Source organism: Limnohabitans sp. 2KL-17, assembly GCF_003063415.1.
Taxonomy (GTDB): domain Bacteria; phylum Pseudomonadota; class Gammaproteobacteria; order Burkholderiales; family Burkholderiaceae_C; genus Limnohabitans_A.
Genome location: NZ_NESK01000005.1, coordinates 1 through 23,559 on the forward strand (window position 1 = coordinate 1; position 23,559 = coordinate 23,559).

Genomic DNA, 23,559 nt, shown 5'->3' on the forward strand with positions numbered 1-23,559 from the left:
ATGGGCTTACAAGTGGGCCAAGGCGAACAAAAAACGAAGGGAATATCAGAATGCGAAAGGAAAATCAAAAAAATCAAAACCATGCGGGGCGAAATTGCGCTCGCGAATGGGGTATTTCAGCAGCCTGCTAGGCGAGCGTGAGGGCATGGATGTGGTGGCCGCATTGCTGGACAGCGCCCAAGCGCTGCCAACGCCTGAGCCACTGCTGAAGCCCGTTTCGGTGTTTGACGTGCTGACACACCCAGCGCCGCCGCCTGAATTTGTTTGGGCCGATTACATCCCCTGTGGCGTGGTCACATTGATGGGCGCGCACGGAGGCACGGGCAAGAGCACCATTGCCCTCATGCTGGCAGTTTGCGCCGCTGCGGGCAGGCCGCTGTTTGGTACTGAGGTCAAGCCCTGCAAAGTGCTGTTTGCGAGCTTGGAGGACTCAGGGGCCATCGTGCGCCATCGACTGGCACACATTTGCAAGCTGTGGAACATCGACCCGCTGGCGCTGGGCGATTGCCTGCGTATCGTTGACGGTACAGAGTACCCCGAGCTTTTCAGCGCCGAAGGCCGGGGGGCAGGCGAACTGACCGACACCTACAAGGAGCTGAGCACGACCATTCAAACTGAAGGCATTGGGCTGGTGATTGTGGACAACGCCTCTGATGCTTTTGCAGGTGAGGAAATCCAACGCCGCCAAGTGCGCGCATTCATCCGAGCATTGGCCATGGCCGTCAAACCCACCAACGCCGGGTGTCTGCTGCTGGCGCACGTTGACAAGAACACCAGCAAGGCACGCAAAGCCGAAGGGGGCGAGGGTTACTCAGGGTCAACCGCATGGCACAACAGCGCCCGAAGCCGATTGTTTTTGACCCGTGGCGATGATGGACTGCTGACTGTTGAGCACCAAAAAAGCAACCTTGGCAGGATGCGTGAGCCCATAACACTGGAATGGGCAAAGGACGGGTTGCCTCAGTTGGTGGAGCAAGGGACCGGATTTGAAGTGGACAGCCTGAACCAGCGCCAGCAAGGCCGTGCTGATGATGACCGCGCCGCTGCCTTGCTGAAGATGATTGCTGAGTTTGAGGGCCGTAGCCAGTATTGCCATACCGGGCAAACGTCACGAAGTAACCCTTATGCCGTGCTGAAAAGCGAGCCATCATTCCAAAGGCTGAAACTCAACAGCGATGCCACCAAGCGAATAGTTAACCAATGCCAGCGGGCCAAATGGTTAGAGCCGCTTGATTACCGAACGCCAGACAGAAAACCTCATCAAAGATGGACCGTGACGCACGAGGGCAGATTGTTTGCTGGACTGTCTGCGCCAACTGCGCCAACTACAGAAGATGGCACACATGGCGCAAGGGGTGCGCCAACTGCGCCAACTGCGCTAGGGGGTATGGGGGAATAGAGCGCGCACAAAAAGGCCCTGAAGATGGCGCACCTGCTTTGGGTGCGACCACCTGCCCGGGCCTGATTCAGCAAGAAAGGAACACGCCATGAGCAACAAAAAACCATCCAACCTTTGGAAGCCAGGACAGACAGGCAACCCAAAAGGCCGACCGCCGGGCCGTTCACAAATCACCCTGCTGCGCGAATCCATTGCAGGGGACGTGCCCGAGATACTGGCCGGATTAGTAACGGCCGCCAAAGCAGGAGACGTGCAAGCCGCCCGCTTGGTTTTGGAGCGTGTCCTGCCGCCTGTCAAGCCTATTGAGCAAGCCATTGAACTTGACTTGACAGGCGACACACTGACCGACCAAGGCCGCGCCGTGCTGGGGGCTGTATCTGCTGGCGCACTAGCACCCGGGCAAGGTAGCCAACTCATTGCCGCCATTGGAGCGCTGGCCCGTGTGGCTGAGATTGACGAACTGACCGCCCGAATCACCGCATTGGAGGGAAAGCACCATGTCAAGCCTTGACGTTCGACTGAAAGCACTGGAAGCCGAAGCCCTGACCACTGAGCCTGCAAGTGTTGAGCGCATGGCTAGCTATTACCAAAGCATGGGGCTTGAAATGCCGCCCATTAACGACCTGACCACGAACGAGTGGCTGGCGACAGTGCCCACCGACACACTGCGCAACATCCTAAATGACCACACACCAGAGGCCCACCATGCCAAGCCTTGAAACCCGCATTGCTGCCCTTGAGGTGGAAACATCCCCCGCTGAGCCCCTGACCATCATTCGCCGTTTTGTGAGTCCCGGGCAACCACTTTCAGAGCTTCGTGGGTTGCAGGACAACGATGGCAGTGAGTGGCTGCGTTTGCCGGGCGAGACAGAACAGGGATTGATTGACCGAGCAAGCCTTCAAGCTTGGCGCAACCCTTGGGAGGTTACTTGCTTAATTGAACGCCCATGTCATAGATATCCGAACCAACCAGCATCTTGATAGAAAAAAAGTTCGTTCCGTTATGCGTCATGGGTTTGACGAAAAGCGCCGCCTTGGGCCGGTAAGAGTAGCTATAGCTGTAGGTGCGGCATGTTGCAGTCGTGCCATCTTCAAAAATGATGACCCTGTCCCAGTCACACCCCTCAAAGCCTGACTTTTTTTGCTTTTTGTCTTTGTCCATCCAGCCATCAATCGTTTTTACCTTCAAAACGTAGAAGCCCTCTAAGTCTGAAAGTTTGTCTATCGTGTCGGCGCATACTCCTGAGCAGAATAAAAGGCAAACACAAAAGCAGAGTTGACCCCCCGCAGTGCTCAAGTTCAGTATTTTTCTAAGCATCGGGCACCCTTCAAGTGAAAAAAGAGGAGCAAAACCCCCGTGCATAAGGCTACATGGTGGCTACATGAACCAAGGGCCAGAAAGCAAAAAGCCCGGAGAACCGGGCTAAGTGCTTGATTTATTTGGGGTGGCTGATGGGGCTCGAACCCACGACAACAGGAATCACAATCCTGGACTCTACCAACTGAGCTACAGCCACCACAGAGCGTCATTATAGCCTGAAGCTCAAGGCTTCTCGGCTGAAAGCATGCTCAACTTTTTGGGCTTTTCGGCGAATATTTGGACTTTGAAAGTCGACTTCAAACTGTCCAAATAAGCTTGCGATTCAGCCTGTCCCCACAAGCGGGCAAATTGCTGCCGACTTTGCTCAGCCTGCTGAGCCGTGGCCTCTGGGCGGGTCACAATTTTGTTAACCCGGACAACAGCGTAACCTTGTAAACCCAAATCTACACCCACCAATGCGGGTAACTTTGCCGGATCGGCACGCAAAGCCGCATCAATCACGGCCTGTGGCTGCGTTGGTGCTTGATCTCGCGAGACCGTCAAAGCAATACCCAACGGGGCTTGACCGGGATCGGCCTTCCAGGAGGCAAGTCTGGCTTGTCCCTCGGCTTTGGCCAATTCCGATGATTTGGATTGAGTCAACAACCTGCGGACATCTGCCTTGACTTCTTGAAAAGGAAGAACCGTCGCAGGACGGTGATTCACGATGCGTGCGGAAACCAAGGTGTTGGACGCCACCTCGACAGCCGCCGTGTTGCGGCGTTTGGCAATCGCGTCATCAGAAAATACGGCCTGCAACAATTTGGGGTTTGCCAATACAGAATTGCCACCCACTGCGGGTGTTCGGGTCACGCCCTGGGCCTTTTGCAGGGTGAGTTTCAGCTTTTCAGCCACAGGGGTCAAGCTGTCAGACTGCTCATAAACACTGTTGCTGAACGTTTCTGCCAACTCGGCAAACTGACGCTGCGCTTGCTGCTTGCGCAAATCAGATGCCAGTTGAGGGCGCATGGATTCAAATGAAGGCACCTGCGGCAGTTTGATGTCAGTCAGTTGAATGATGTGAAAACCGAAATCAGACTCGACAATGTCACTGATCTGGCCCTTTTCAAGTGCAAAGGCTGCATCTTCAAAGGGCTTGACCATCGCACCTCGCGCAAAAAAGTCAAGATCACCACCACGCGCAGCAGAACCGCTGTCATCCGAGTTTTTACGAGCAGCCTCGGCAAAAGTCTTGGGTGCCTTGCGCACAGCGGCCAGAAGGCCCTCTGCTTTTGCGCGCGCCTTTTGCTTGTCTGCCACTGGCAGGTCTTTGGCCGCGTTAATCAGAATGTGGCTGGCACGGCGTTGCTCTTGGCCTGCCAATCTCTGCAGGTTCTGTTCGTAATAGGTTTTCAGATCTTGCTCGGGCAATTCGATCTTGGCTTGCAAAGCACCAACGTCCAAAACCAGATACTCGATGTCCACATTTTCTACAGAGCGAAAACGATCTGGGTTATCTTGGTAAAAGCGCTGCAGGTCTGCATCAGACACTTCTACCTTGGTGGCGAAATCTGCAGAAGTCCAACGCTTGACTTGGATTTCACGACGCTGCAAATACGCATCCAGAGCCATGTCAGTTTGTCGCTGCGTAGCAAACACGGAACCCTGCAAGCCCGCAAGAACTTGCTGGTTGGAGAGATCACGGCGCACCCGGGCTTCGAGCATCTCGGGCGTCATACCCTGGCTTGCAGCCAATTGCCGATAGCGTTCCATGTCCAGTTTGCCGTCAGCGCCGCGCAAACCGGCGATGGACGGGTCTTGCTGCAAATAGCGCGCCAGACGCTGGTCACTGGTGACTAGCAATTGCTTTTCAGAGGCGCGCGCTATCACACGGTCATTGACCAACCGATCCAATGTGGCGTAACGGGCCTCAGCAGAGTCAAGTAATTTAGGATCAAGATTCGGCATGGATGCGCGAATGCGCTCAACCTCGGCCTGATGCGCAGCATCCCACTCGGACTGATTGATCTTTTGTCCATCCACTTTTGCCACCACGGCACCTTTGTCCTCAAACCGGCTGTACCCCTCCATGCCGAAAAGTACAAAAGAAGGAATAACCAGCAAGAACAGCAACCCCATCAAAATTTTTGAGTTGTTGCGAATGGAATCAAACATGTTTGAAGTCTCTTATTGTCAAAAAAAAGGCGAACACCGGGTTCGCCTTTACTTTGTGGGGTGGTGGGCGCTGACGGTCTCGAACCGCCGACCTACTCCGTGTAAAGGAGCCGCTCTACCAACTGAGCTAAGCGCCCCACCTGAAAAGTGTTGTCAGTTCAATGCATCCTTCAAGGCCTTGCCTGGACGGAACTTTGGAACTTTGGCAGACTTGATTTTAATCGCAGCGCCAGTCCGAGGGTTGCGGCCGACTCGGGCCGCACGTTTGGTCACGGCAAAGGTGCCAAAACCGACCAAAGAAACCGTGCCACCTTTTTTCAAAGTGATTCGCACAGCACTCATGGTGGCTTCCAGTGCACGGCCAGCGGCAGCCTTGGACAAGTCTGCTTGTTTTGCAATGTGTTCGATCAGTTCTGTCTTGTTCACAAGAAGCCTCTTGGAGTTACTAACCGGCTAACCCGGCAATGGACTTGAATGGCGCCAAAGACTGTGGTTCAGTTTCAAACGCGGACTGCACAGGGTCTGGCAAAGCTCACAAGCTTCAGACATTTAAATCTGTCAGCAGCGAAAACTCAGCAACAACGAGTGATGAATTCTAGCCTCGAAAAAGTAAGACCACCAGCGCACAATCTTCTTTTTTCCAACAGAAAGCAGCTCAAGAGCTTGATGTCTCCAGTGCGCCTCTACAAGGCAGCAGCAATGGCTTGACCCACATCTGACGTTTTAGCCGTGCCTCCCAGATCGGGGGGTCGCGGCGCATCAGCACCTGCAGCCAACACCTTTTCAATGGCTGTCAAAACCGCATCGTGCGCGTCTTTATGGCCTAAAAATTCCAGCATCATGGCGCCACACCAAATCTGACCGATCGGGTTGGCGATGCCCTTACCGGCAATGTCTGGCGCAGAGCCGTGTACCGGTTCAAACAGCGAGGGAAACTTCCGGTCGGGGTTCAAGTTCGCGCTGGGGGCAATGCCAATTGTGCCGGTGCATGCAGGCCCCAAATCGCTGAGGATATCGCCAAACAAATTGCTGGCCACCACCACATCGAAAAAATCGGGGCGCTGCACAAAGTGGGCGGTCAGAATGTCGATGTGAAACTTGTCGACGTGGATGCCGGGGTAGGCTTTGGCCATCTCGACCACTCGCTCATCCCAGTAAGGCATGGTGATGGCAATGCCATTGGACTTGGTCGCGCTGGTCAGGTGCTTTTTTGGTCGGGTTTGGGCCAATTCAAAAGCAAACTTCAAAACCCGGTCCACACCAATGCGGGTCATGATGGATTCTTGCATCACGATCTCACGCTCGGTGCCGGGAAACATGCGGCCACCCACACTGGAGTATTCGCCTTCGGTGTTTTCACGCACGATGTACATGTCGATCTCGCCAGGCTGGCGTGCACTGCCATCACGGCGCACCACCGGGGCGATGATGCCCGGCATCAAGCGAGCGGGCCGCAGGTTGATGTATTGGTCAAACTCCCGGCGAAACAACAGCAAAGAGCCCCACAAAGACACATGGTCGGCAATTTTTTCAGGCCAGCCAACTGCGCCAAAGTACAGCGCATCATGGCCGCCGATCTGGTCTTTCCAGTTGTCGGGCAACATCTGACCGTGCTTTTCACAATAGTCCCAGCTGGAAAAATCAAAGTGGTCAAATTGCAAGTCGATCCCGAATTTCCGGGCTGCAGCATCCATGACGCGCAGTCCTTCGGGCATGACTTCCTTGCCAATGCCATCTCCCGGAATCACGGCAATGCGGTGCTTGGTCATGGGTATGTCTTTCTGCTTCAAAGGTAAAAAACGGGCTTAGCCCTAACTGCTGAACAGCTTAACAAGAATGGCCCCCAAGGGCTTTCACAAACGTGACGGCCGAACAACCAGGCTGACGCCCAAAGCTGTCAAAGCCGTGCCCACCAAGGTAGCGGCTGTGATGGTTTCATCGAATAGCAGCCAGGCCAAGATGGCCGTTGTGGGTGGCACCATGTACATGAGGCTGGTGACAGAGGCTGCCGCGCCGCGCTGTATCAGCATGTAAAACAAGGAACTGCCCCCCACGGTCAGGCCAAATACCGACCAAGCCATGGCGCCGGTCAACTCTGCGTTCCAGTGCATCCCCTCTGATTCGGCCAAAGCCAGTGGCAAAGTGACCACGAAGGCGGCCATCAGTTGCACCAAATTGGCCGAGCGCACATCGCAAGGGGTGACAAAACGCTTTTGGTACAGGGTGCCAATGGTGATGCTGAGCATGCCCCCCAGGGCAAAGACCATGTTGAAAGGCGTGACATGGTCCATGGGCGAACCCAGCGTCAACTTGCGCCAAACCACCATCAACAGCCCGGCAAAACCAAGCCACAAGCCCAACCATTGGCGCCGCGACACGCCAGGCTGATCGGAGCCACGCAAGCTGTACGACAGCCAAATCGCTGTGAGCACCGGTTGGAAACCCACGATCAGCGATGTCAGGCCCGAGCCCATGCCCGCTTTAACGGCCACCCAGACGCCTCCAAGATACCCTGCGTGCATGAAAATGCCAGTGACCATCAGGTGGCGCCACTGGTTTGGGTTCTTTGGCCAAGGCACCTTGGCCCAGAAAATCCATACCAAAAAGCACGCCATCGAAAGCAGATAGCGCATCAAAAGGAAAGAAAAAGGCGGTGAGTGTGGCATGCCGTATCGCGCCACAATGAAACCCGTGCTCCAGATCAGCACAAACACCACAGGCACCACCACCAGCCAGGCGCCAGATCGAGGGATTCGGGTCATTTCACCCGAGCTCGTATCTCGGGCAGGGCCTTTTGCATGTAATAAACCATCGACCAGATCGTCAGCACGGAGGCAATCAGGATCAGAACAGCGCCCCAGATGCGTGTGTCGATCACATCAAACAGCATGCCGTCGTAAAGCAGAAAGGGGATGGCCACCATTTGCACCGTGGTCTTGAGTTTGCCCACCATGTGCACCGCCACACTTTTGCTGGCTCCGATCTGGGCCATCCACTCGCGCAGAGAGGAGATGGCAATTTCGCGGCCAATGATGATCAATGCCACCAACACATGTACCCGGTTCATGTGAACCAGAATCAGCAGTGCAGCACAAACCAAAAACTTGTCGGCTACCGGGTCCAGAAAAGCACCAAAAGCCGATGTCTGGTTCAACTTGCGGGCCAAAAAGCCGTCCAACCAGTCTGTGATGGCAAACAACACAAACATGACCGTGGCGATCAGGTTTTGCGTCTCAACCTTCAGGTTCTGCAGGTAATACACGCCAATGATCAAAGGGATCGCGACAATGCGCGTCCAGGTCATGAGGGTGGGAATCGTGAAAAACATGGTCTCGATTGTGGCACGCCAAGCCGACAGCTGCCTGTCAGCCCAGCCGCTGACTCAATGCAAGGCGTTGTAAATGCTCTCGGCCAGTTCACGCGAAATGCCCTCCACGCCCAGCAAGTCCTCCACACTGGCGCTTTCCACGCCACGCACACCACCAAACCGTTGCAGCAATTTGGCCCGTTTGCGCGGTCCGATGCCCGGAATTTCTTCGATCTTGCTGCCGCCCATGCGCACCTTGGCGCGCTGCGCCCGCATGCCGGTGATGGCAAAGCGATGCGCCTCGTCGCGGATCTGAGCCACCAGCATCAGGGCAGCCGAGTCCTTGCCCAGATAAACCTTTTCACGGCCATCGGCGAACACCAGATCTTCCAGTCCCACCTTACGGCCCTCACCCTTTTCCACGCCCACGATGCGCGACAGGTCCAAGCCCAATTGGGTAAACACCTCGCGTGCCGTCGACACCTGTCCCTTGCCTCCGTCAATCAGCACCAGATCGGGCAATCGGGCCGTGCCTTCTGAGCTACCGTCCTGCGTGCGTAAAACCTCGGCCAGCTTGCCGTAACGGCGCATCAGCACCTGGCGCATGGCCGCGTAATCGTCACCCGGCGTGATGCCCTCGATGTTGTAACGACGGTATTCACTGCTTTGCATCTTGTGCTGGCGAAACACCACGCAAGAAGCCTGCGTGTTTTCGCCTGCTGTGTGAGAAATGTCGAAGCATTCGATGTGCAAAGCATCCAGATCGTCCGGGGCCAAATCGAGCGCTTCGGCCAGTGCCCGGGTTCGGGCCTGTTGAGAGCCTTCTTCGGCCAGCAATCGGGCCAGCTGGATGTCGGCATTTTTTTCGCTCATCTCCAGCCAGACCCTGCGGTGTTCCCGCGGGTTGTGCACTGCGGCAATTTTGTAGCCCGCTTGCTGCGACAGTGCGGCAAGCAAGGCCTTGTCCACCATCACGCTGGTGATCAGCGCCGGCGGCACTGGAATGCCAATGTAATGCTGCGCCATGAAAGCCTCAAGAACCTGCACCTCGACGGGTCGCGGTGTCTGATCATCGTCTTCAACCGATTGCAGCGCGTGCGCGTCTTCCACATGCGCTGGAAAGTAAGCCCTGTCGCCCAGGTGCCGCCCGCCGCGCACCATGGCCAGGTTGACGCAGGCACGCCCGCCCTGCACCCGCACGGCCAAGATGTCCACATCGGTGTCGGTGCCGGTGTCCACAGACTGCTGGTGCAACACCCTGGACAAGGCCGACATCTGGTTGCGCACCTCGGCGGCCTGCTCAAACTCGAGCCTGTCGGCGTGCTGCATCATCCGCGCTTCCATCTCTTGCAGCAGCGCCTGAGTCTCGCCCTTCAAAAAGCGCTCGGCGTGCTTCACATCGTCCGCATAAGCCTCAGGGCTGATCAAGTTGACACATGGACCCGAGCAACGCTTGATCTGATAGAGCAAACACGGCCGAGTGCGGTTGGCAAACACCGTGTCTTCACACGTGCGCAGGCGAAACACTTTTTGCAGCAGCTGAATCGACTCCTTGACCGCCCAGGCACTGGGAAAGGGTCCGAAGTAGCGGTGCTTCTTTTCAACCGCACCCCGGTAGTAGGCCACCCGAGGAAAGGTCTGCGGCTCGGGTGCGCCATCCAGCGCCTTTAAAAACAGCGTGCCGTTGCCTGTCAACTTCAGATACGGGTAAGTTTTGTCGTCTCTAAACAAAATGTTGAAACGCGGGCTCAGTGACTTGATCAGGTTGTTTTCAAGCAGCAGCGCTTCGGCTTCGGAACGCACCACCGTGGTTTCCAGGCGGGCAATTTTGCTGACCATGTGGCCAATGCGCGTGCCACCGTGGTCTTTCTGAAAATAGCTCGACACACGCTTTTTAAGCTGCTTGGCCTTGCCGACATACAGCACGCTGCCCTGCGCATCAAAGTAGCGATAAACCCCGGGCAAAGCCGGAAGCGCAGCGACCTGGGCCAGCAAGGATTCATCGTGTTCGGCAATCATGGCGCGTATTGTGCCGTTGTGTGAAGCTGGAAACCGGGGGGCAGGCGACAATCACCTCATGAATTCGCCAAGACTTTGGGACATTTTTTGCGCAGTCATCGACAACCACGGTGACCTGGGCGTTTGCTGGCGATTGGCCCGGCAACTGGCCGAGGCAGGGCAATCGGTGCGCTTGTGGGTGGACGACGACTCTGCCTTGCGCTGGATGGCCACGCAGGAATCGCTCGCCCGTCTGCCCTGCATTCGGGTGCTGCCCTGGGTTGACGCCAGTGACATCGACAAGCTGGCCAGCCTATCCCCTGCTGATGTCTGGATCGAAGCCTTTGGCTGCACCTTGCCCGAAGCCTTTGTGGCACACGGCGTGGCCACGCACAAAACCCCTCCCGCCTGGATCAACCTTGAATACCTGAGTGCCGAAAGCTGGGTGCCCCGCCTGCACGGCCTGCCCTCGCCGGTGATGAGCGGCCCGGCCAAGGGCTGGACCAAGCACTTTTTCTACCCCGGCGTCACACCGGACACTGGTGGCCTGCTGCGCGAGTCTGATCTGATGCTGCGACAGCAAACCTTTGAAAAAAGTAACCAACGGGCCGCATGGCGACATCAACACGCCCCCGGACTGATGGCGGACGGTTTGCTGATCAGCCTGTTTTGTTACGAACCCACTGCCCTGCCCCAACTACTGACACAACTGGTGGGCAAGCCGCACCACCTGCTGGTTACCCCCGGTCGGCCACTGGCCACCGTGCAAAAAAGTTTGACCAACATGCGTGATCAACCAAGTTGGAGCGCCCTGCCCTACACCGACCAGAACGGCTTTGACGAAATGCTTTGGGCCTGTGACCTCAACTTTGTGCGCGGGGAAGACTCGCTGGTGCGGGCCCTCTGGGCAGCCCAAGCCTTTGTTTGGCACATTTACCCCCAGGACGACAATGCCCACCACGCCAAGCTGACAGCCTTTTTGGATTGGCTGCAAGCGCCAGAAAGCCTGCGGCACTTTCACCGGGTCTGGAACGGGGTGGTAGTCGGGCAATTGCCTGTCCTGACCGTCAAAGACCTGCACGAGTGGCGCCATTGCGCTCAAGCGGCAAGAGCCCGTTTATTGACACAAGACAGCTTGCTCAGACAACTCATGACTTTTGCCATGCAGTCAACCTGACGCATCTGACTCCCGGTGCGGGGATAATCTTTTATATGTCCTTTTTCAACACCCTCTTCCCCCTCGGCTGGCAGCACTACCTGCTGGGCGGCATGACCATCGGCGCAGGCGTGGCGCTGCTTTATTTGTTCAACGGCTGGGTCGGCGGCATGAGTTCCGTGTTTTCGAGCAGCTGGTCGTTTTTGTTCAAACGGTCGTTTTTTCAGCAAGCGCGCTTCATCAATACCCGCAGATGGCGGCTGGTCTACGCCTTGGGTGTGGTGCTGGGCGCTCTGGTCTGGCGCTTTGCGCTGGCTGGTGGCGAAGCACAACACACCAGCGTGCCTGCATGGCAATTGCTGGTGGGGGGCTTTCTGGTCGGCTACGGTGCCCGCCTGGGCAATGGCTGCACTTCGGGCCACGGCATCTGCGGCCTGGGGGCATTGCAATTGCCCTCTTTGGGCGCGGTGCTGACGTTCATGGCCACCGCATTTTTAACCGCCAACCTGATGGCCTGGAGCCTGGCATGAACGAACAAACTTTGAACCCGCACACCCTGACCCTGCCCAAGGCCCTGGTCACCTTGCTGGCCGGGGCGCTGTTTGGCTTTGGCCTGTCGCTGGCCACCATGGTTCAACCCGACGTCGTCATCAGCTTCCTGCGCTTTCAGGATTGGGGCCTGATGCTGGTCATGGGCGGGGCCGCTGGCTTGGCCGCTCTGGCCTATAAGGGCTTTCCGCGCTGGTTTGCCCGCCCCGTGCTGGGGGGGCAATTTTTGACCCAACCCGCCCAATGGAACCGTCAGACCGTGATCGGTTCGGCCATTTTTGGCATCGGCTGGGGGCTAAGTGGCGTGTGCCCTGGCCCGGCCATTGCGGCTTTGGGCACCGGCAACACCGACATCCTGTGGGCTCTGGGGGGGATTGTGCTGGGCGGCCTGGCGCATGGGCTGACCGCACAGGATTGATGGACCGGGGCCTTTCAAAGGATAAAAACCCGGCCCCAGAGGTTAGAATAGAGGGCTTAGGCTTCAGGCCACTCCTGTTCATTTCAGACTCAAATCCTATGAAAACCGCTCAAGAAATCCGCGTTGGCAACGTCATCATGCACGGCAAAGACCCCATGGTCGTCCTGCGCACCGAATACCAGCGTGGCGGCCGTGGCACATCCACCGTCCGCATGAAGCTCAAAAGCCTGATCGCCAACTTCGGCACAGAAGTCGTTTTTCGCGCTGACGACAAGATGGACCAGGTTATTCTGGACAAAAAAGATTGCACCTACTCTTACTTCGCCGATCCGATGTATGTGTGCATGGACACCGACTTCAACCAGTACGAAGTCGAAGCGACCAACATGGGCGATGCCCTGAACTACCTCGAAGACGGCATGGAACTCGAAGTGGTGTTCTACAACGAGAAAGCCATTTCTGTTGAGTTGCCCACCAGCGTGGTGCGCGAGATCACTTGGACAGAGCCTGCCGTGAAAGGCGACACCTCCGGCAAAGTGCTCAAGCCCGCGAAAATAGCGACAGGTCTGGAAGTGCCAGTGCCCCTGTTTGTGGCACAAGGTGACAAAATCGAGATCGACACCCGCACAGGCGAATACCGCAAGCGCGTCTGATCTGCGGATCTACCACCTGCAAAAGCCCCGCAAGGGGCTTTTTTTCATGGGTGATTCACTTGCCGAGCTGATTCACACACCACGGTGCAAAGGCACAATGGCTGAATGCAATCGATTCAAGACCTCCATGCGCCATCCCTGCCCCCCGCTTGGGCTGAAACACAAACAGAGTTCCACGATGCAGGCTTGCTGGAACCCCAAGCCAGCCGTCTGGCCTTTGCCGATCCAGAATTTTTATTGCGCCGAGAAACCCGTGGTATCCGTTTCCAGCTGGAGATGCTCAAACCCGACCTGGCCCAGACAGAGGCCAAGATTGAACACACGGTGGTGGTGTTTGGCAGTGCCCGCTTTCCGGACATGGCCACCGCACAGGCCCAACTTCATGCGGCCACACAAAGCGGCCTACAGCAAGACCTGACCCAAGCCGAAACCGGGGTGCGCAATGCACAGCATTACGAAAATGCCAGGGCCTTTGCCCGATTGGTGGCACAGTCTTGCTCATGCCTGCCTGACGATGAAAAGCTTTTCATTTGCACGGGCGGTGGCCCAGGCATCATGGAAGCCGCCAACCGGGGCGCGCAAGAGTCAGGCGCACCCTCTGTTGCACTCAACATCGTGTTGCCCCATGAGCAAAGACCCAACCCTTACGTCACGCCCGAGCTGAGCTTCAAGTTCCACTATTTTGCGTTGCGCAAAATGCATTTCATGATGCGCGCCAAGGCTTTGGTGGCTTTTCCCGGCGGCTTTGGCACGCTGGACGAACTGTTTGAAGTGATGACGCTGGTGCAAACACGCAAGTCCCGTCCCGTACCGATCTTGCTGTTCGGCACCGATTACTGGAAACGCCTGATCAACATGGATGTGCTGGTCGAAGAAGGCATGATTTCGCCAGAGGACCTGAAGCTTTTCAGCTATGTGGACACACCTGAGGTCGCATGGCAAGTCATTTGCGATTTTTACCAGTTGAACGTGGTTTAACCCGGCCGTAAGCGCCACGCTGCACGTGAGCCCAGGCCCACTGCAGCTCCCACCACCCAGAACACCGGGGCCACGCCGGCCACGGCACCGGCAGCCCCAAAGACCACGGGCATGACACGCTAGACGCATTGATGCTCATCAGCCGCAAACCCAAGGCTTCGCCTTGCCGATGCTTGGGGGTGATCTGGTGCAAGGTGCTCATGATCATGGGCTGCACTGCGCCCAGCACCAAACCCAACAAAACAGAACACAAACCCATGCTCAATGGCGTGAGCATGAAGGGGTACAAGCCGAACAAAAGCGCTGTGCAGACCATGGCACCGGTGATGATCTGGTGCTCTTGCACATGGCGCGAAAGCCAGGGCAAACACACCCGGATGAAGGCCGCAGCGATGGCAAATGCGCCGAGTATGGAGCCCACCACTGAGGCGCTGAAACCCCGCTCATGCCCCAGCACCGGCACCACAAAGGTGTGCACATCCCAGCACGAAGACAGCAACCAGTTGACCCCCAGCAATCGCCGCATCATGGGTTCGGCCAGCAGACCCATCGCCCGAAGAGGAGCGCCGCCCTCAGTGGGCTTGGTGGTGTGCAGTTCAGGCACCTTGCGCACCCAGAACCAGGTGCTCAATGGCAAAACTGCCATCGCGAAAAAGGCCCAACGAAAGCCGCTGAGGTGGGCTGGATCCGGGCCGGCATAGTCAATCAGCAGGCCCGCCATCACCGGTCCCAAAAAGTTGGAAATCGCCGGGCCAATGGAGAGCCAGCTGAAGGCCACCTTGAGTTCTGCCGGGTCTTTGGCCATGCGGCCAACGTGCCGCTGCAATGAAATCACGGCCATGCCCGTTGCCCCGCCAGTGGCCAGGGCGCTGATGCACATGACGGGAAATATGGGCCACAGCACCGATAAGCCAGCCCCCACCGAGGACACGATCACACTGATCAACAAAGGCTTCTTGAGGCCCTTGCGATCGGCGTAGCGCCCTGCAGGCAAGGCCAGAAACACTTGGGTCAACGCGAACAAGGCCAGCAATGCCCCCACGGCCATGGCGCTGAAACCTTGCTTCAGAGCCAGCAAAGGGATCGCCATGCGCATCCCCGCCATGCAAGCGTGCAAAAAAACCTGTCCTGCAATCAGCCGGGGCAGCGGGTGCTTCATGCCACGCCTGCTGGCCTCGTCTTCAATTTTCACTGCCGGGCAACAGGGCTTGTGCCTCTGGTTCTGGCAAAGCGTCAACCTGTCGCAAAGCCCGATGCATCACGTTGCTGCGGGTCTGGGCCTGTTCCAGGGTGTTGAGCACGGTCTGGGTCTGGGATTTGACCTTGGCCAGCACCTCGCCAAATTTACCGAATTCGGTCTTGACAGCACCCAGCACCTGCCAGACTTCACTGGACCGTTTTTCAAGTGCCAAAGTCCTGAAACCCATTTGCAGGGCATTGAGCATGGCCATCAGATTGGTCGGACCCGCCAGGGTCACGCGGTGATCGCGCTGCAAGGTTTCCATCAAGCCAGGGCGGCGCAACACTTCGGCATACAAGCCTTCAGTGGGCAAGAACATGATCGCAAAATCGGTGGTGTGGGGTGGCTCCAAGTACTTCTCGGCCATCGACTTGGCTTCGAGCCTGATGCGTGCTTCCAGGGCCTTGGCACACAACTCGGCCTGCACAGGGTCGGCACGACCTTGCGCTTCGAGCAGGCGTTCGTAATCTTCGTTGGGAAACTTGGCATCGATCGGCAGCCAGACCGGATCGCCATTGTCTGAGCGGCCCGGCAAACGGATCGCAAAGTCCACCCGGTTCTTGTCGCCGGGACGGGTGGCCACCTGCACGGCATATTGCTCGGGGGCCAGCACCTGTTCCAGCAAAGAGGCCAGTTGGGCTTCGCCAAACATGCCCCTGGTTTTGACATTGGTCAGCAGGTGCTTGAGGTCGCCCACACCTTGAGCCAGTTGGTGCATTTCGCCCAAGCCTTTGTGCACCTGCTCCAGGCGCTCGGCCACTTGTTTGAAGCTTTCGCCCAAACGGGCTTGCAGCGTGGCCTGCAGTTTTTCGTCCACGGTCTGGCGCATTTCGTCCAGTTTGGCCGAGTTGCTTTGCTGCAGCTGGGCCAACTGCGTTTCCATGGTGCCGCGCATCTCGGTCAGGCGGCGGGCATTGGCCTCAGACAAAGCGTTTACCTGCTGGGCCAGGCTGTCGGTCAGGCTTTTTTGCAGCAAGGCCAGTTGTTGGGCCAGGGCATCAATTTGCTGGTTTTGGGTGCGGGTTGCTTCGGCACTTTGCTGCAGCAGCGATTGCTGAAACAAGGTCAGCGTCTGCATGGACTCTTGACGTCCGAATACGCCAGACTGGCTGATTTCGGTGCGCAGTTCACGCTCAAGCCGTTCTGTCTGGCTTTGCAGGGCCTCGAACATCCTTTCTTGCCGTGCAGCTTGGTCTGCACTGCTGTCTGGTGCCGTTCTGGACTTGAAAACAAGTACCAGCACCAGCAGCAAATTCAAGGCCACCAGCCCCGGTACCAGCATGTCGTTCATGCAGCCGCGCCGTTCAGAGTGTTCAACGGGGTGAGGGCCTGGCCCTTGGTGAAGTAAGCGACCAGGTTGTCAGCAGCCAGCTGCGCCATGGCCCGGCGCGTCTTGACCGTGGAACTGGCGATGTGCGGCGTCAGAACCACGTTGGACACCTTCAACAATTCGGGATGAACTTTCGGCTCACCCTCGAACACATCCAGGCCGGCAGCCGCAATTTGGCCTGCTGCCAAGGCCTTGGCCAAAGCCGCATCGTCGACGATGCCACCGCGTGCAATATTGACCAAGGTGGCGGTGCGTTTCATCAAGGCCAGCTCGGGCGCGCCGATGGTGTGATGGGATTCGGCGCTATAGGGCACCACCAACATGACATGGTCAGCGGTCTTGAGCAGCTCTTCCTTGGTCACATAACGGGCTTTGCACTCGGCTTCGAGGTCGGCGCTCAGGCGACTGCGGTTGTTGTAAGTGACGTTCATGCCAAAACCATGTGCCGCCCGTCGGGCAATGCCCTGCCCGATGCGGCCCATGCCCAGGATGCCGATGGTGGCGCCATGCACTTCGGCACCGGCGAACATGTCGTAGCTCCATTTGGTCCAGTGGCCGGCACGCAAGAAATGCTCACTCTCTGTGATGCGACGGGCGGTGGCCATAAGCAGCGCAAAACCGAAGTCGGCGGTGGTTTCAGTCAGCACATCGGGGGTGTTGCTGGCCAAAACGCCCGCAGCCGTCATGGCCGGTACATCAAAATTGTTAAAGCCCACAGCCATGTTGGCCACCATTTTGAGCTGGGGGTTGGCCTGCAGCAGCATTGCATCGATGCGCTCACTGCCCGTGGTCAAGGCGCCCACTTTGCCCTGCATGCGACGAGTCAGTTCAGCGGCAGACCACACCTCATCGGCCTGGTTGCTTTCAACTTCAAACACCTGCGCCAGAGACTGAAGGACTTCGGGGAAGATGGCCCGGGCCACCAGAATGGAAGGTTTGGACATCATTTGAACCAGATGAAACTCATGACCACAAACAAGGGCAACAAAATGCACCCTGACCAAAGCATGTAGCCAAAGAAGGTGGGCATCTTCACGCCACGGTCTTCGGCAATGGCCTTGACCATAAGATTGGGCGCATTGCCGATGTAAGTGTTAGCCCCCATGAACACGGCACCTGCCGAAATGGCCGCCAGCGTAGGTGCCAAGGTGGTCATCAGCACCTGAGGATCACCGCCAGCCGTGTTGAAGAAAACAAGGTAAGTGGGCGCGTTGTCCAGAAAAGAACTGAGCAGACCCGTGATCCAGAAATACATCATCACATCAGGGCTGCCGTCGGGCTGAGTCACAGCCGAAACCACAGCGCCGAATGGCCCATTTACTCCCGCCTTGAGCATGGCGATAACGGGAATAATGGTTAGAAAAATGCCGGCAAAAAGTTTGGCAACCTCGGCCATGGGCGCCCATCCGAATTGATTGTCTTGGTGGACTTGGGCAGGAGTGATTTTGAGTGACAAGAACGTCAAGGCCACCAAGCCCAGATCGCGCAACACGCCTGGCAACCCCACCTCGGTTCCGTAAATATTGAAAGATACGGGAGATTTCCAAATCCCACTCATCAGCACCAACACCACCACGCCGGCCAGCAGGGCAAAGTTGACCCTGCCGTCAAAACCAATCTGCCTTGAATCGGGCGTGGGGTCAACGGGAATCAAATTTTCACGGCGGTGATAAAACCAGGAATCCAGGGCGAAAAAAATCGCCAGCAAAGAGCCAATCAGGAACAGGCTCTCAGGAAAGATGTTCTTGACGGTCCAGAAAAAATCCACGCCCTTAAGGAAGCCCAAAAATAGGGGTGGATCGCCCAAAGGGGTCAATGAGCCACCCGCATTGGAAACAATGAAGATGAAAAACACCACCACATGGGCCACATGTTTGCGGTTGTCGTTGGCCCGGATCAGCGGCCGAATCAACAACATGGAAGCCCCTGTGGTTCCCATGAAGCTGGCCAACACGGCACCGATGGCCAGGATGGCAGTGTTCAGGCCCGGGCTTCCATGCAAATTTCCCCGGATGTAAATGCCACCCGATACTGTGTAAAGCGCTGTCAGCAAAATAATGAACGGGATGTATTCAGCCAACAACGCATGCACCAGGTTGACGCCCGCGATGCTGACACCAAATACCGCCGCAAATGGCAACAAGAAAGCCAATGACCAAGCCGCTGCCACCTTGCCATAGTGGTGGTGCCAGAAATGGGGCAACAACAGAGGCAGCAGCGCAATTGACAACAAAATACCTGCGAATGGGATGCCCCACAACGCCGTCAGCTCGGTTCCACCCAGGTCAGCTGCACGCGCCCAACCCGGCATAGCAACAAGCGCCAACACCCCCCCACGAATGACACTGCCCGGTGTTGATAACTTCATCTGTTGTCCCTCTTGTTGTTTCATGGACCCGTATGGTACCGGCCCTTGAAGGCGTCATCAGGCCATGGGGGAAATTTCGAAAACTTGCCGCAGATAGGCCAGATACTTTTCGTCGTCGCACATGCCCTTCCCAGGAGAATCAGACAATTTTGCCACTGGCTGGCCGTTGCAACGGGTCATCTTGATGACGATCTGCAAGGGCTCGTACCCCAAGTCATTGGTCAGGTTGGTGCCCACGCCAAAGGCCAGTTGGCAACGCCCCTGGAACTGCCCAAACAACTCGATGGTGCGGGGAATCGTCAGGCTGTCACTGAAGATAAGCGTCTTGGTTTTCGGGTCCACCCGATTTTGCTGGTAGTGGGCGATCATGCGCTCCCCCCAACTGAAGGGGTCACCACTGTCGTGGCGTGCGCCGTCAAACAACTTGCAAAAATACAAGTCAAAGTCCCGCAAGAAGGCATTGAAGCCATACACATCGCTCAAGGCAATGCCCAAATCGCCCCTGTATTCCTTGGCCCACGACTCAAAGGCAAACACTTGGCTATCGCGCAAACGAGGCCCCAGGGCCTGGGCTGCTTGCAAATACTCGTGGGCCATGGTGCCCAACGGGGTCAACCCCAATAAATAGGCATAATAGACATTGCTGGTGCCGGCAAATTGGCCATCGGGCCCGATGCCCAATCGGGCGGACAGGACGCGGAGAACCTCTTCGTGCCAAGCCCGAGAAAAACGTCGGCGTGTGCCGTAATCGGCAATTTTGAGAGTCTCCAACCCAGGGGACTGTAATTGGGCGATTTTGGTGTCCAGACGACGACGGCCTTCCATCAAATCGGGCACCTTCTGGGTGTTTCGAAAGTACACCTCATTGACGATCGCCAGCACCGGAATCTCGAAAAGGATGGTGTGCAACCAGGGGCCCTGTATGGTGATGTCGATTTCGCCAGAGGGCAACGCCGTGACCTGGATGTACTTTTCGCTGAGCTTGAAAAGGTCCAAAAAATCGACAAAGTCACTTTTGATGAAGCGCAGCGAACGCAGATACTGCAATTCGCCTTCATTGAAGCTCAAGCTGCACAGTGAGCGGATTTCCTGCCGGATCTCGTTGACAAAAGGCGCCAAAGCCGAACCTGGATTGCGGCATTTGAATTTGTACTCCACCTGCGCGCCGGGAAACTGGTGCAGCACGACCTGCATCATGGTGAACTTGTAGAGGTCGGTGTCGAGCAGGCTGGTGATGATCATGGTTTTGTCTCTGGCGACTTGGGCCGCTCGGGGTTGTATGTCAGTGTATAGGATGCCTTGAGAGGGACATGACTGACTCAATCCTCTGCTTGAAGGCGCCCGCTGGTCAGCACCAGTACCCGGTCCGCATGCGCGGCCAGAATGTCGTTTTGCTCAGCCACCAGCAAACTCATCCCCTCGCCACGCAGTTGCAAAAGCGCTTCCCGCAGGGCTTGCACCAAGACCGGGGCGATGCCTTCACAGGGCTCGTCCAGCAATAGCAGGCGTGGGCTTGTCATCAGCGTACGGGCGATGGCCAGCATTTGCTGTTCGCCGCCACTCATCTGGCTGGCGGGTCGGCTGAGCATTTGGCCCAGTCCCGGGAAAAGGGCCAGCACTCGGTCAAATTGATGCGCCATGGCGGCTTTGGACTCTGCACGCGCCGCGATCCACAGGTTTTCTTGCACTGAAAGCCCACTGAACAAGCGACGGTCTTCTGCCACAAAGCCCAAACCAGCTTTAGCCCGGCGATGGGCAGGCCAGCCGTCGATGCGCTGCCCTGCCCACTCGATCTGGCCAGTGGCCCTTGGGCCAATACCCATCAGCGACTGGAGCAAACTGGACTTGCCGGCGCCATTCAGGCCTTGTAAGACCACCAATTCACCCGCATTCACGACCAGCGAAACATCGAACAAGGCTTGTGCCTGAACGTACCAGGCGTTCAACTGCTTCACATCAAGCCGGGTGTCAGACACACGTGCCTTCTGTTGCTGATGCATGGGGGTCATTCTGATTGGCCACCTTGGGGGCGTTGAAATCCAAGCCCAGATAATTTTGCCGAACCAGAGGGTCTTGTGCCACATCAGAAGGCAAGCCATCAGCGACCAAGCGGCCTTGCATCAGCACCAGGACACGATCGGCAACACCAAACACGGCGTCCATGTTGTGTTCGGTATAAAGCACAGTGACGCCGCCCGCAGCCACTTGCCGCACCAGCGCCATCATGTCGGAACGCTCTTGCTCAGCCAAGCCAGCAGCGGGCTCGTCCAACAACAACAACGAAGGCCCGGTTTCAGGCAAACCGGCCAGAGCCATGGCCAGCTCCAGACGTTTTTTGGCACCATACGGCAACTCGGCTACGGTGGCATGAGCCAAGGCTTGCAAGCCTACTTGCGCTGCCAACTGCAGTGACCGTTCGGGCTGGCGCTGGTTCAGCCGGTCCCACCAAGACAAGGGTGTGGCATCGCGCAGCACCAACTGGATGTTTTGCAACACGGTCAGCGCTTCAAAAGTCTGGGCCACCTGAAAAGTTCGGGCGACGCCACGGCGCTGACGCTCGGCAGGCGTTTGGCCCAGCAAGGGCTGGCCTTGCCAGAACACCTCGCCCGCTGTGGGTTTTTGTTGCCCGGCCAGGCAAGCAAAACAGGTGGATTTACCCGCCCCGTTCGGGCCAATCAAAGCCACGCAATGACCTGACTGAACCTCAAAACTCACCTCATCCAGTGCACGCACGCCCCCAAAATGCTTGCTCAGGCCAATCGCCTGCAAGAGTGCCTGCCCCCCGGAATTCACCAGCTGCTTCATGCTTTAGGCCCTTGTGGCGAACGCACATGCGCTAGCCACAGCTGCACACCGCCCAGCACGCCGCTGGGGGCCAGCAACATGACGGCCATGATCAGCAAACCCAAAACGCCGCGCCAATAGTCAAGGCCCTGGCCCAGCTCGGCGCCACCCCACACCAACAGGGCACTGCCGACAGCTGAGCCCCACAGTTGGTGCACGCCACCCAGCAATATGACCAATAAAGCATCGACCGACATGGCCACCGAAGCCACCGATGGAAAGACAGCGCCTTTGAATGAAGCCCATAAACCACCGGCCAAACCCGCCAAGGTGGCGCTGCCCACAAACACCTGATAGCGCAAAGCCTGAACGGGTAAACCGCTGGCCGCCGCACGCAAGGGCGCATCGCGCAAAGCCTGCAAGGCCGCCCCACGGCCAGAGTTTGCCACCCTGGCCATGACCACCAGCGACAGCAGCAAAAAGCCGCACAACACAGCATCTGCCAAGGGTCGCCATTCGGGCGCGATCAGTCGCAGCCCAATCAAGCCGTTGTCTCCGCCCGTGAGTCCCACCCATTGCGTGGCGCCCGCCCAGACCATTTGCGCGAGCGCCAAAGAAAGCATGGCCAGGTAAACGCCGCTGCTGCGCACCACCAAGGCCCCAAACACCAACGCCACGGTCAGCGCCAGCACCGTTCCTGCTGTCAGCGCCACGAACAAGCCAGCCCCCGCGTTCAAGTGGGCCAAGGCTGCGCCATAGGCGCCCAATGCAAAAAAGGCCGCATGTCCAAAGCTGACCAGCCCACCCAAGGCCATCATCCACTGAAGGCTCAAGCCAAACAACATCATCACCATCACGTCTTCAACCAGGCTTCGCCCATAGTCGCCTTGACGCCAGGCCAGCAACGACAAGCCCAAAAACACGAATACAAACAAGGCCCTGCCTGCCTGGCCCACCGGCCAAAGCGAGAAAACCGGCACGCTTTCTCGTTGCTCAGCATGGACTGCAGCCCCCGCTAGGCCTTGAGGTCGCCAGACCAGCACAGCAGTCATGGTCAAAAACACCAGGACCAATGTCGCTTGCGGAAAGAAACTCAGGCCCAACGCGTGGATCAAGCCAATCAGCAAGGCCGCCACAAAAGCACCGCCGATGCTGCCCAGCCCGCCAGTGACCACAACCACAAAGGTCTCCACCACCATATTCACATCCATCTGCAAGTGGGCAGGTTCACGCGGCAATTGCAACGCCCCTGCCAATCCGGCCAGGCCGCAGCCAAGCATGACCACCCCCAGCATCAGCGGCGCAGGATTCACGCCCAACGCATCCAGCATGTCACGGTCTTGCGTGGCGGCCTTGACACGCTGGCCCCACAGGGTGCGCGTGAGCAACAGGTGAAGAACCAGCCAGACCAGTGGGCCCAAAACAAGGGTGAACAGTTGCCAAGTCGGGAAAAATGACTCACCTAAGGCCATAGCGCCCTTGAGGCCAGGAAAACGTGGGGCAAAAACCTCCTCAGGCCCGAAGTACCAGCGCATGGCGTCGTGCAGCGCCAGCGTCAGCCCGAAAGTGGCCACCAATTGGTACAGCTGAGGGGCTTGCCGCATACGCTTGAAAAGCAACACCTCGGTGATGGCGCCCAACATGGCAGCCAGGCCAGCCCCCATGAGCATTGCAGCGGCGTAGCCGAAAGCGGAATCACCCCAGGCGGGCCACCAGTTGGTGACGGCGTGTGCCGCCCACAAAGCACCCAGCATGAAAAAACTGCCATGGGCAAAATTAACAATCCGGGTGACGCCAAAGATCAGCGTCAGCCCGGAAGCCATCAAAAACAAGGTGGTGGCATGGCTCAGCCCATTGAGCAGTTGCAACGCCAGAGCATCGAATCCCAAAGCAAGACCTTGCGG

22 protein-coding genes, 2 tRNA genes and 1 pseudogene are annotated in these 23,559 nt (G+C 57.4%); 8 read left to right on the plus strand and 17 right to left on the minus strand.

The window, feature by feature from the left end; genetic code table 11:
- Positions 1-106 precede the first annotated feature (106 nt).
- The 3 genes from B9Z45_RS03100 to B9Z45_RS03110 all read left to right on the plus strand — a co-directional run bounded on the left by B9Z45_RS03100 (position 107) and on the right by B9Z45_RS03110 (position 2,118).
- Entirely contained in the window at positions 107-1,399 is a 1,293-nt protein-coding gene (locus B9Z45_RS03100) for an AAA family ATPase (RefSeq protein ID WP_108405780.1), read from the plus strand.
- Between the two features lie 88 nt (positions 1,400-1,487).
- On the plus strand, positions 1,488-1,910 hold the full coding sequence (locus B9Z45_RS03105; protein ID WP_108405781.1) for a DUF5681 domain-containing protein: 423 nt from the start codon (positions 1,488-1,490) through the stop codon (positions 1,908-1,910).
- Positions 1,897-2,118: a hypothetical protein gene (locus B9Z45_RS03110; RefSeq protein ID WP_108405782.1), complete on the plus strand. Its 222-nt coding sequence runs from the start codon at positions 1,897-1,899 to the stop codon at positions 2,116-2,118. Before B9Z45_RS03105 ends, B9Z45_RS03110 begins: the two co-directional genes overlap by 14 nt.
- Positions 2,119-2,324: 206 nt before the next feature.
- On the opposite strand, the gene B9Z45_RS16865 is transcribed toward B9Z45_RS03110, so the two are convergent.
- From B9Z45_RS16865 to uvrC, 9 genes are all read right to left on the minus strand, one after another.
- Positions 2,325-2,561 (minus strand): hypothetical protein, encoded by a 237-nt coding sequence (locus B9Z45_RS16865; RefSeq protein ID WP_146180869.1) that lies wholly within the window; start codon positions 2,559-2,561, stop codon positions 2,325-2,327.
- Between the two features lie 279 nt (positions 2,562-2,840).
- A tRNA-His gene (locus B9Z45_RS03120) sits at positions 2,841-2,916 on the minus strand.
- Between the two features lie 26 nt (positions 2,917-2,942).
- On the minus strand, positions 2,943-4,874 hold the full coding sequence (locus B9Z45_RS03125) for a SurA N-terminal domain-containing protein (RefSeq protein ID WP_108405784.1): 1,932 nt from the start codon (positions 4,872-4,874) through the stop codon (positions 2,943-2,945).
- 61 nt (positions 4,875-4,935) lie between these two features.
- Positions 4,936-5,011, minus strand: a tRNA-Val gene (locus tag B9Z45_RS03130).
- Between the two features lie 16 nt (positions 5,012-5,027).
- Positions 5,028-5,300 (minus strand): HU family DNA-binding protein, encoded by a 273-nt coding sequence (locus tag B9Z45_RS03135; RefSeq protein ID WP_108405785.1) that lies wholly within the window; start codon positions 5,298-5,300, stop codon positions 5,028-5,030.
- 257 nt (positions 5,301-5,557) lie between these two features.
- Positions 5,558-6,643: a tartrate dehydrogenase gene (locus tag B9Z45_RS03140; protein ID WP_108405786.1), complete on the minus strand. Its 1,086-nt coding sequence runs from the start codon at positions 6,641-6,643 to the stop codon at positions 5,558-5,560.
- A gap of 84 nt (positions 6,644-6,727) precedes the next feature.
- A complete protein-coding gene (locus B9Z45_RS03145) occupies positions 6,728-7,636 on the minus strand; it encodes a DMT family transporter (protein ID WP_108405787.1) in 909 nt (302 codons plus the stop codon).
- Positions 7,633-8,202 (minus strand): CDP-diacylglycerol--glycerol-3-phosphate 3-phosphatidyltransferase, encoded by a 570-nt coding sequence (pgsA, locus tag B9Z45_RS03150; RefSeq protein ID WP_108405788.1) that lies wholly within the window; start codon positions 8,200-8,202, stop codon positions 7,633-7,635. Before pgsA ends, B9Z45_RS03145 begins: the two co-directional genes overlap by 4 nt.
- A gap of 54 nt (positions 8,203-8,256) precedes the next feature.
- A complete protein-coding gene (gene uvrC, locus B9Z45_RS03155; protein WP_108405789.1) occupies positions 8,257-10,200 on the minus strand; it encodes an excinuclease ABC subunit UvrC in 1,944 nt (647 codons plus the stop codon).
- Positions 10,201-10,258: 58 nt separating this feature from the next.
- On the opposite strand from uvrC, the gene earP reads away from it, so the two are divergent.
- The 5 genes from earP (at position 10,259) to B9Z45_RS03180 (ending at position 13,933) form a co-directional block, all read left to right on the plus strand.
- A complete protein-coding gene (gene earP / locus B9Z45_RS03160) occupies positions 10,259-11,356 on the plus strand; it encodes an elongation factor P maturation arginine rhamnosyltransferase EarP (protein ID WP_108405894.1) in 1,098 nt (365 codons plus the stop codon).
- A 35-nt stretch (positions 11,357-11,391) separates the two neighbouring features.
- Entirely contained in the window at positions 11,392-11,865 is a 474-nt protein-coding gene (locus tag B9Z45_RS03165) for a YeeE/YedE family protein (RefSeq protein ID WP_108405790.1), read from the plus strand.
- Positions 11,862-12,302, plus strand: coding sequence for a DUF6691 family protein (locus tag B9Z45_RS03170; RefSeq protein ID WP_108405791.1), 441 nt, complete (start codon positions 11,862-11,864; stop codon positions 12,300-12,302). Before B9Z45_RS03165 ends, B9Z45_RS03170 begins: the two co-directional genes overlap by 4 nt.
- Before the next feature lie 98 nt (positions 12,303-12,400).
- Positions 12,401-12,955: an elongation factor P gene (efp, locus tag B9Z45_RS03175; protein ID WP_108405792.1), complete on the plus strand. Its 555-nt coding sequence runs from the start codon at positions 12,401-12,403 to the stop codon at positions 12,953-12,955.
- 105 nt (positions 12,956-13,060) lie between these two features.
- Positions 13,061-13,933: a TIGR00730 family Rossman fold protein gene (locus tag B9Z45_RS03180; RefSeq protein WP_108405793.1), complete on the plus strand. Its 873-nt coding sequence runs from the start codon at positions 13,061-13,063 to the stop codon at positions 13,931-13,933.
- Here the strand turns inward: B9Z45_RS03180 and B9Z45_RS03185 are convergent.
- From B9Z45_RS03185 to B9Z45_RS03220, 8 genes and pseudogenes are all read right to left on the minus strand, one after another.
- A pseudogene (locus tag B9Z45_RS03185) lies at positions 13,930-15,092 on the minus strand (MFS transporter). The gene B9Z45_RS03180 and the pseudogene B9Z45_RS03185 sit on opposite strands and share 4 nt — an antisense overlap.
- A gap of 22 nt (positions 15,093-15,114) precedes the next feature.
- A complete protein-coding gene (locus B9Z45_RS03190; protein WP_108405794.1) occupies positions 15,115-16,464 on the minus strand; it encodes a DNA recombination protein RmuC in 1,350 nt (449 codons plus the stop codon).
- Positions 16,461-17,447, minus strand: a complete 987-nt coding sequence (locus B9Z45_RS03195) for a D-glycerate dehydrogenase (RefSeq protein WP_108405895.1) — start codon at positions 17,445-17,447, stop codon at positions 16,461-16,463. Before B9Z45_RS03195 ends, B9Z45_RS03190 begins: the two co-directional genes overlap by 4 nt.
- Positions 17,447-18,871 (minus strand): sodium:proton antiporter, encoded by a 1,425-nt coding sequence (locus B9Z45_RS03200; RefSeq protein ID WP_108405896.1) that lies wholly within the window; start codon positions 18,869-18,871, stop codon positions 17,447-17,449. Before B9Z45_RS03200 ends, B9Z45_RS03195 begins: the two co-directional genes overlap by 1 nt.
- Positions 18,872-18,928: 57 nt before the next feature.
- The gene (gene pncB, locus B9Z45_RS03205) at positions 18,929-20,113 is read right to left on the minus strand and encodes a nicotinate phosphoribosyltransferase (protein ID WP_108405795.1); all 1,185 of its coding nucleotides are present in this window, start codon (positions 20,111-20,113) and stop codon (positions 18,929-18,931) included.
- A 77-nt stretch (positions 20,114-20,190) separates the two neighbouring features.
- Positions 20,191-20,871: an ABC transporter ATP-binding protein gene (locus B9Z45_RS03210; protein ID WP_108405897.1), complete on the minus strand. Its 681-nt coding sequence runs from the start codon at positions 20,869-20,871 to the stop codon at positions 20,191-20,193.
- On the minus strand, positions 20,840-21,676 hold the full coding sequence (locus B9Z45_RS03215; protein WP_108405796.1) for an ABC transporter ATP-binding protein: 837 nt from the start codon (positions 21,674-21,676) through the stop codon (positions 20,840-20,842). Before B9Z45_RS03215 ends, B9Z45_RS03210 begins: the two co-directional genes overlap by 32 nt.
- The gene (locus B9Z45_RS03220; RefSeq protein WP_108405797.1) at positions 21,673-23,544 is read right to left on the minus strand and encodes an ABC transporter permease; all 1,872 of its coding nucleotides are present in this window, start codon (positions 23,542-23,544) and stop codon (positions 21,673-21,675) included. Before B9Z45_RS03220 ends, B9Z45_RS03215 begins: the two co-directional genes overlap by 4 nt.
- Positions 23,545-23,559 lie beyond the last annotated feature (15 nt).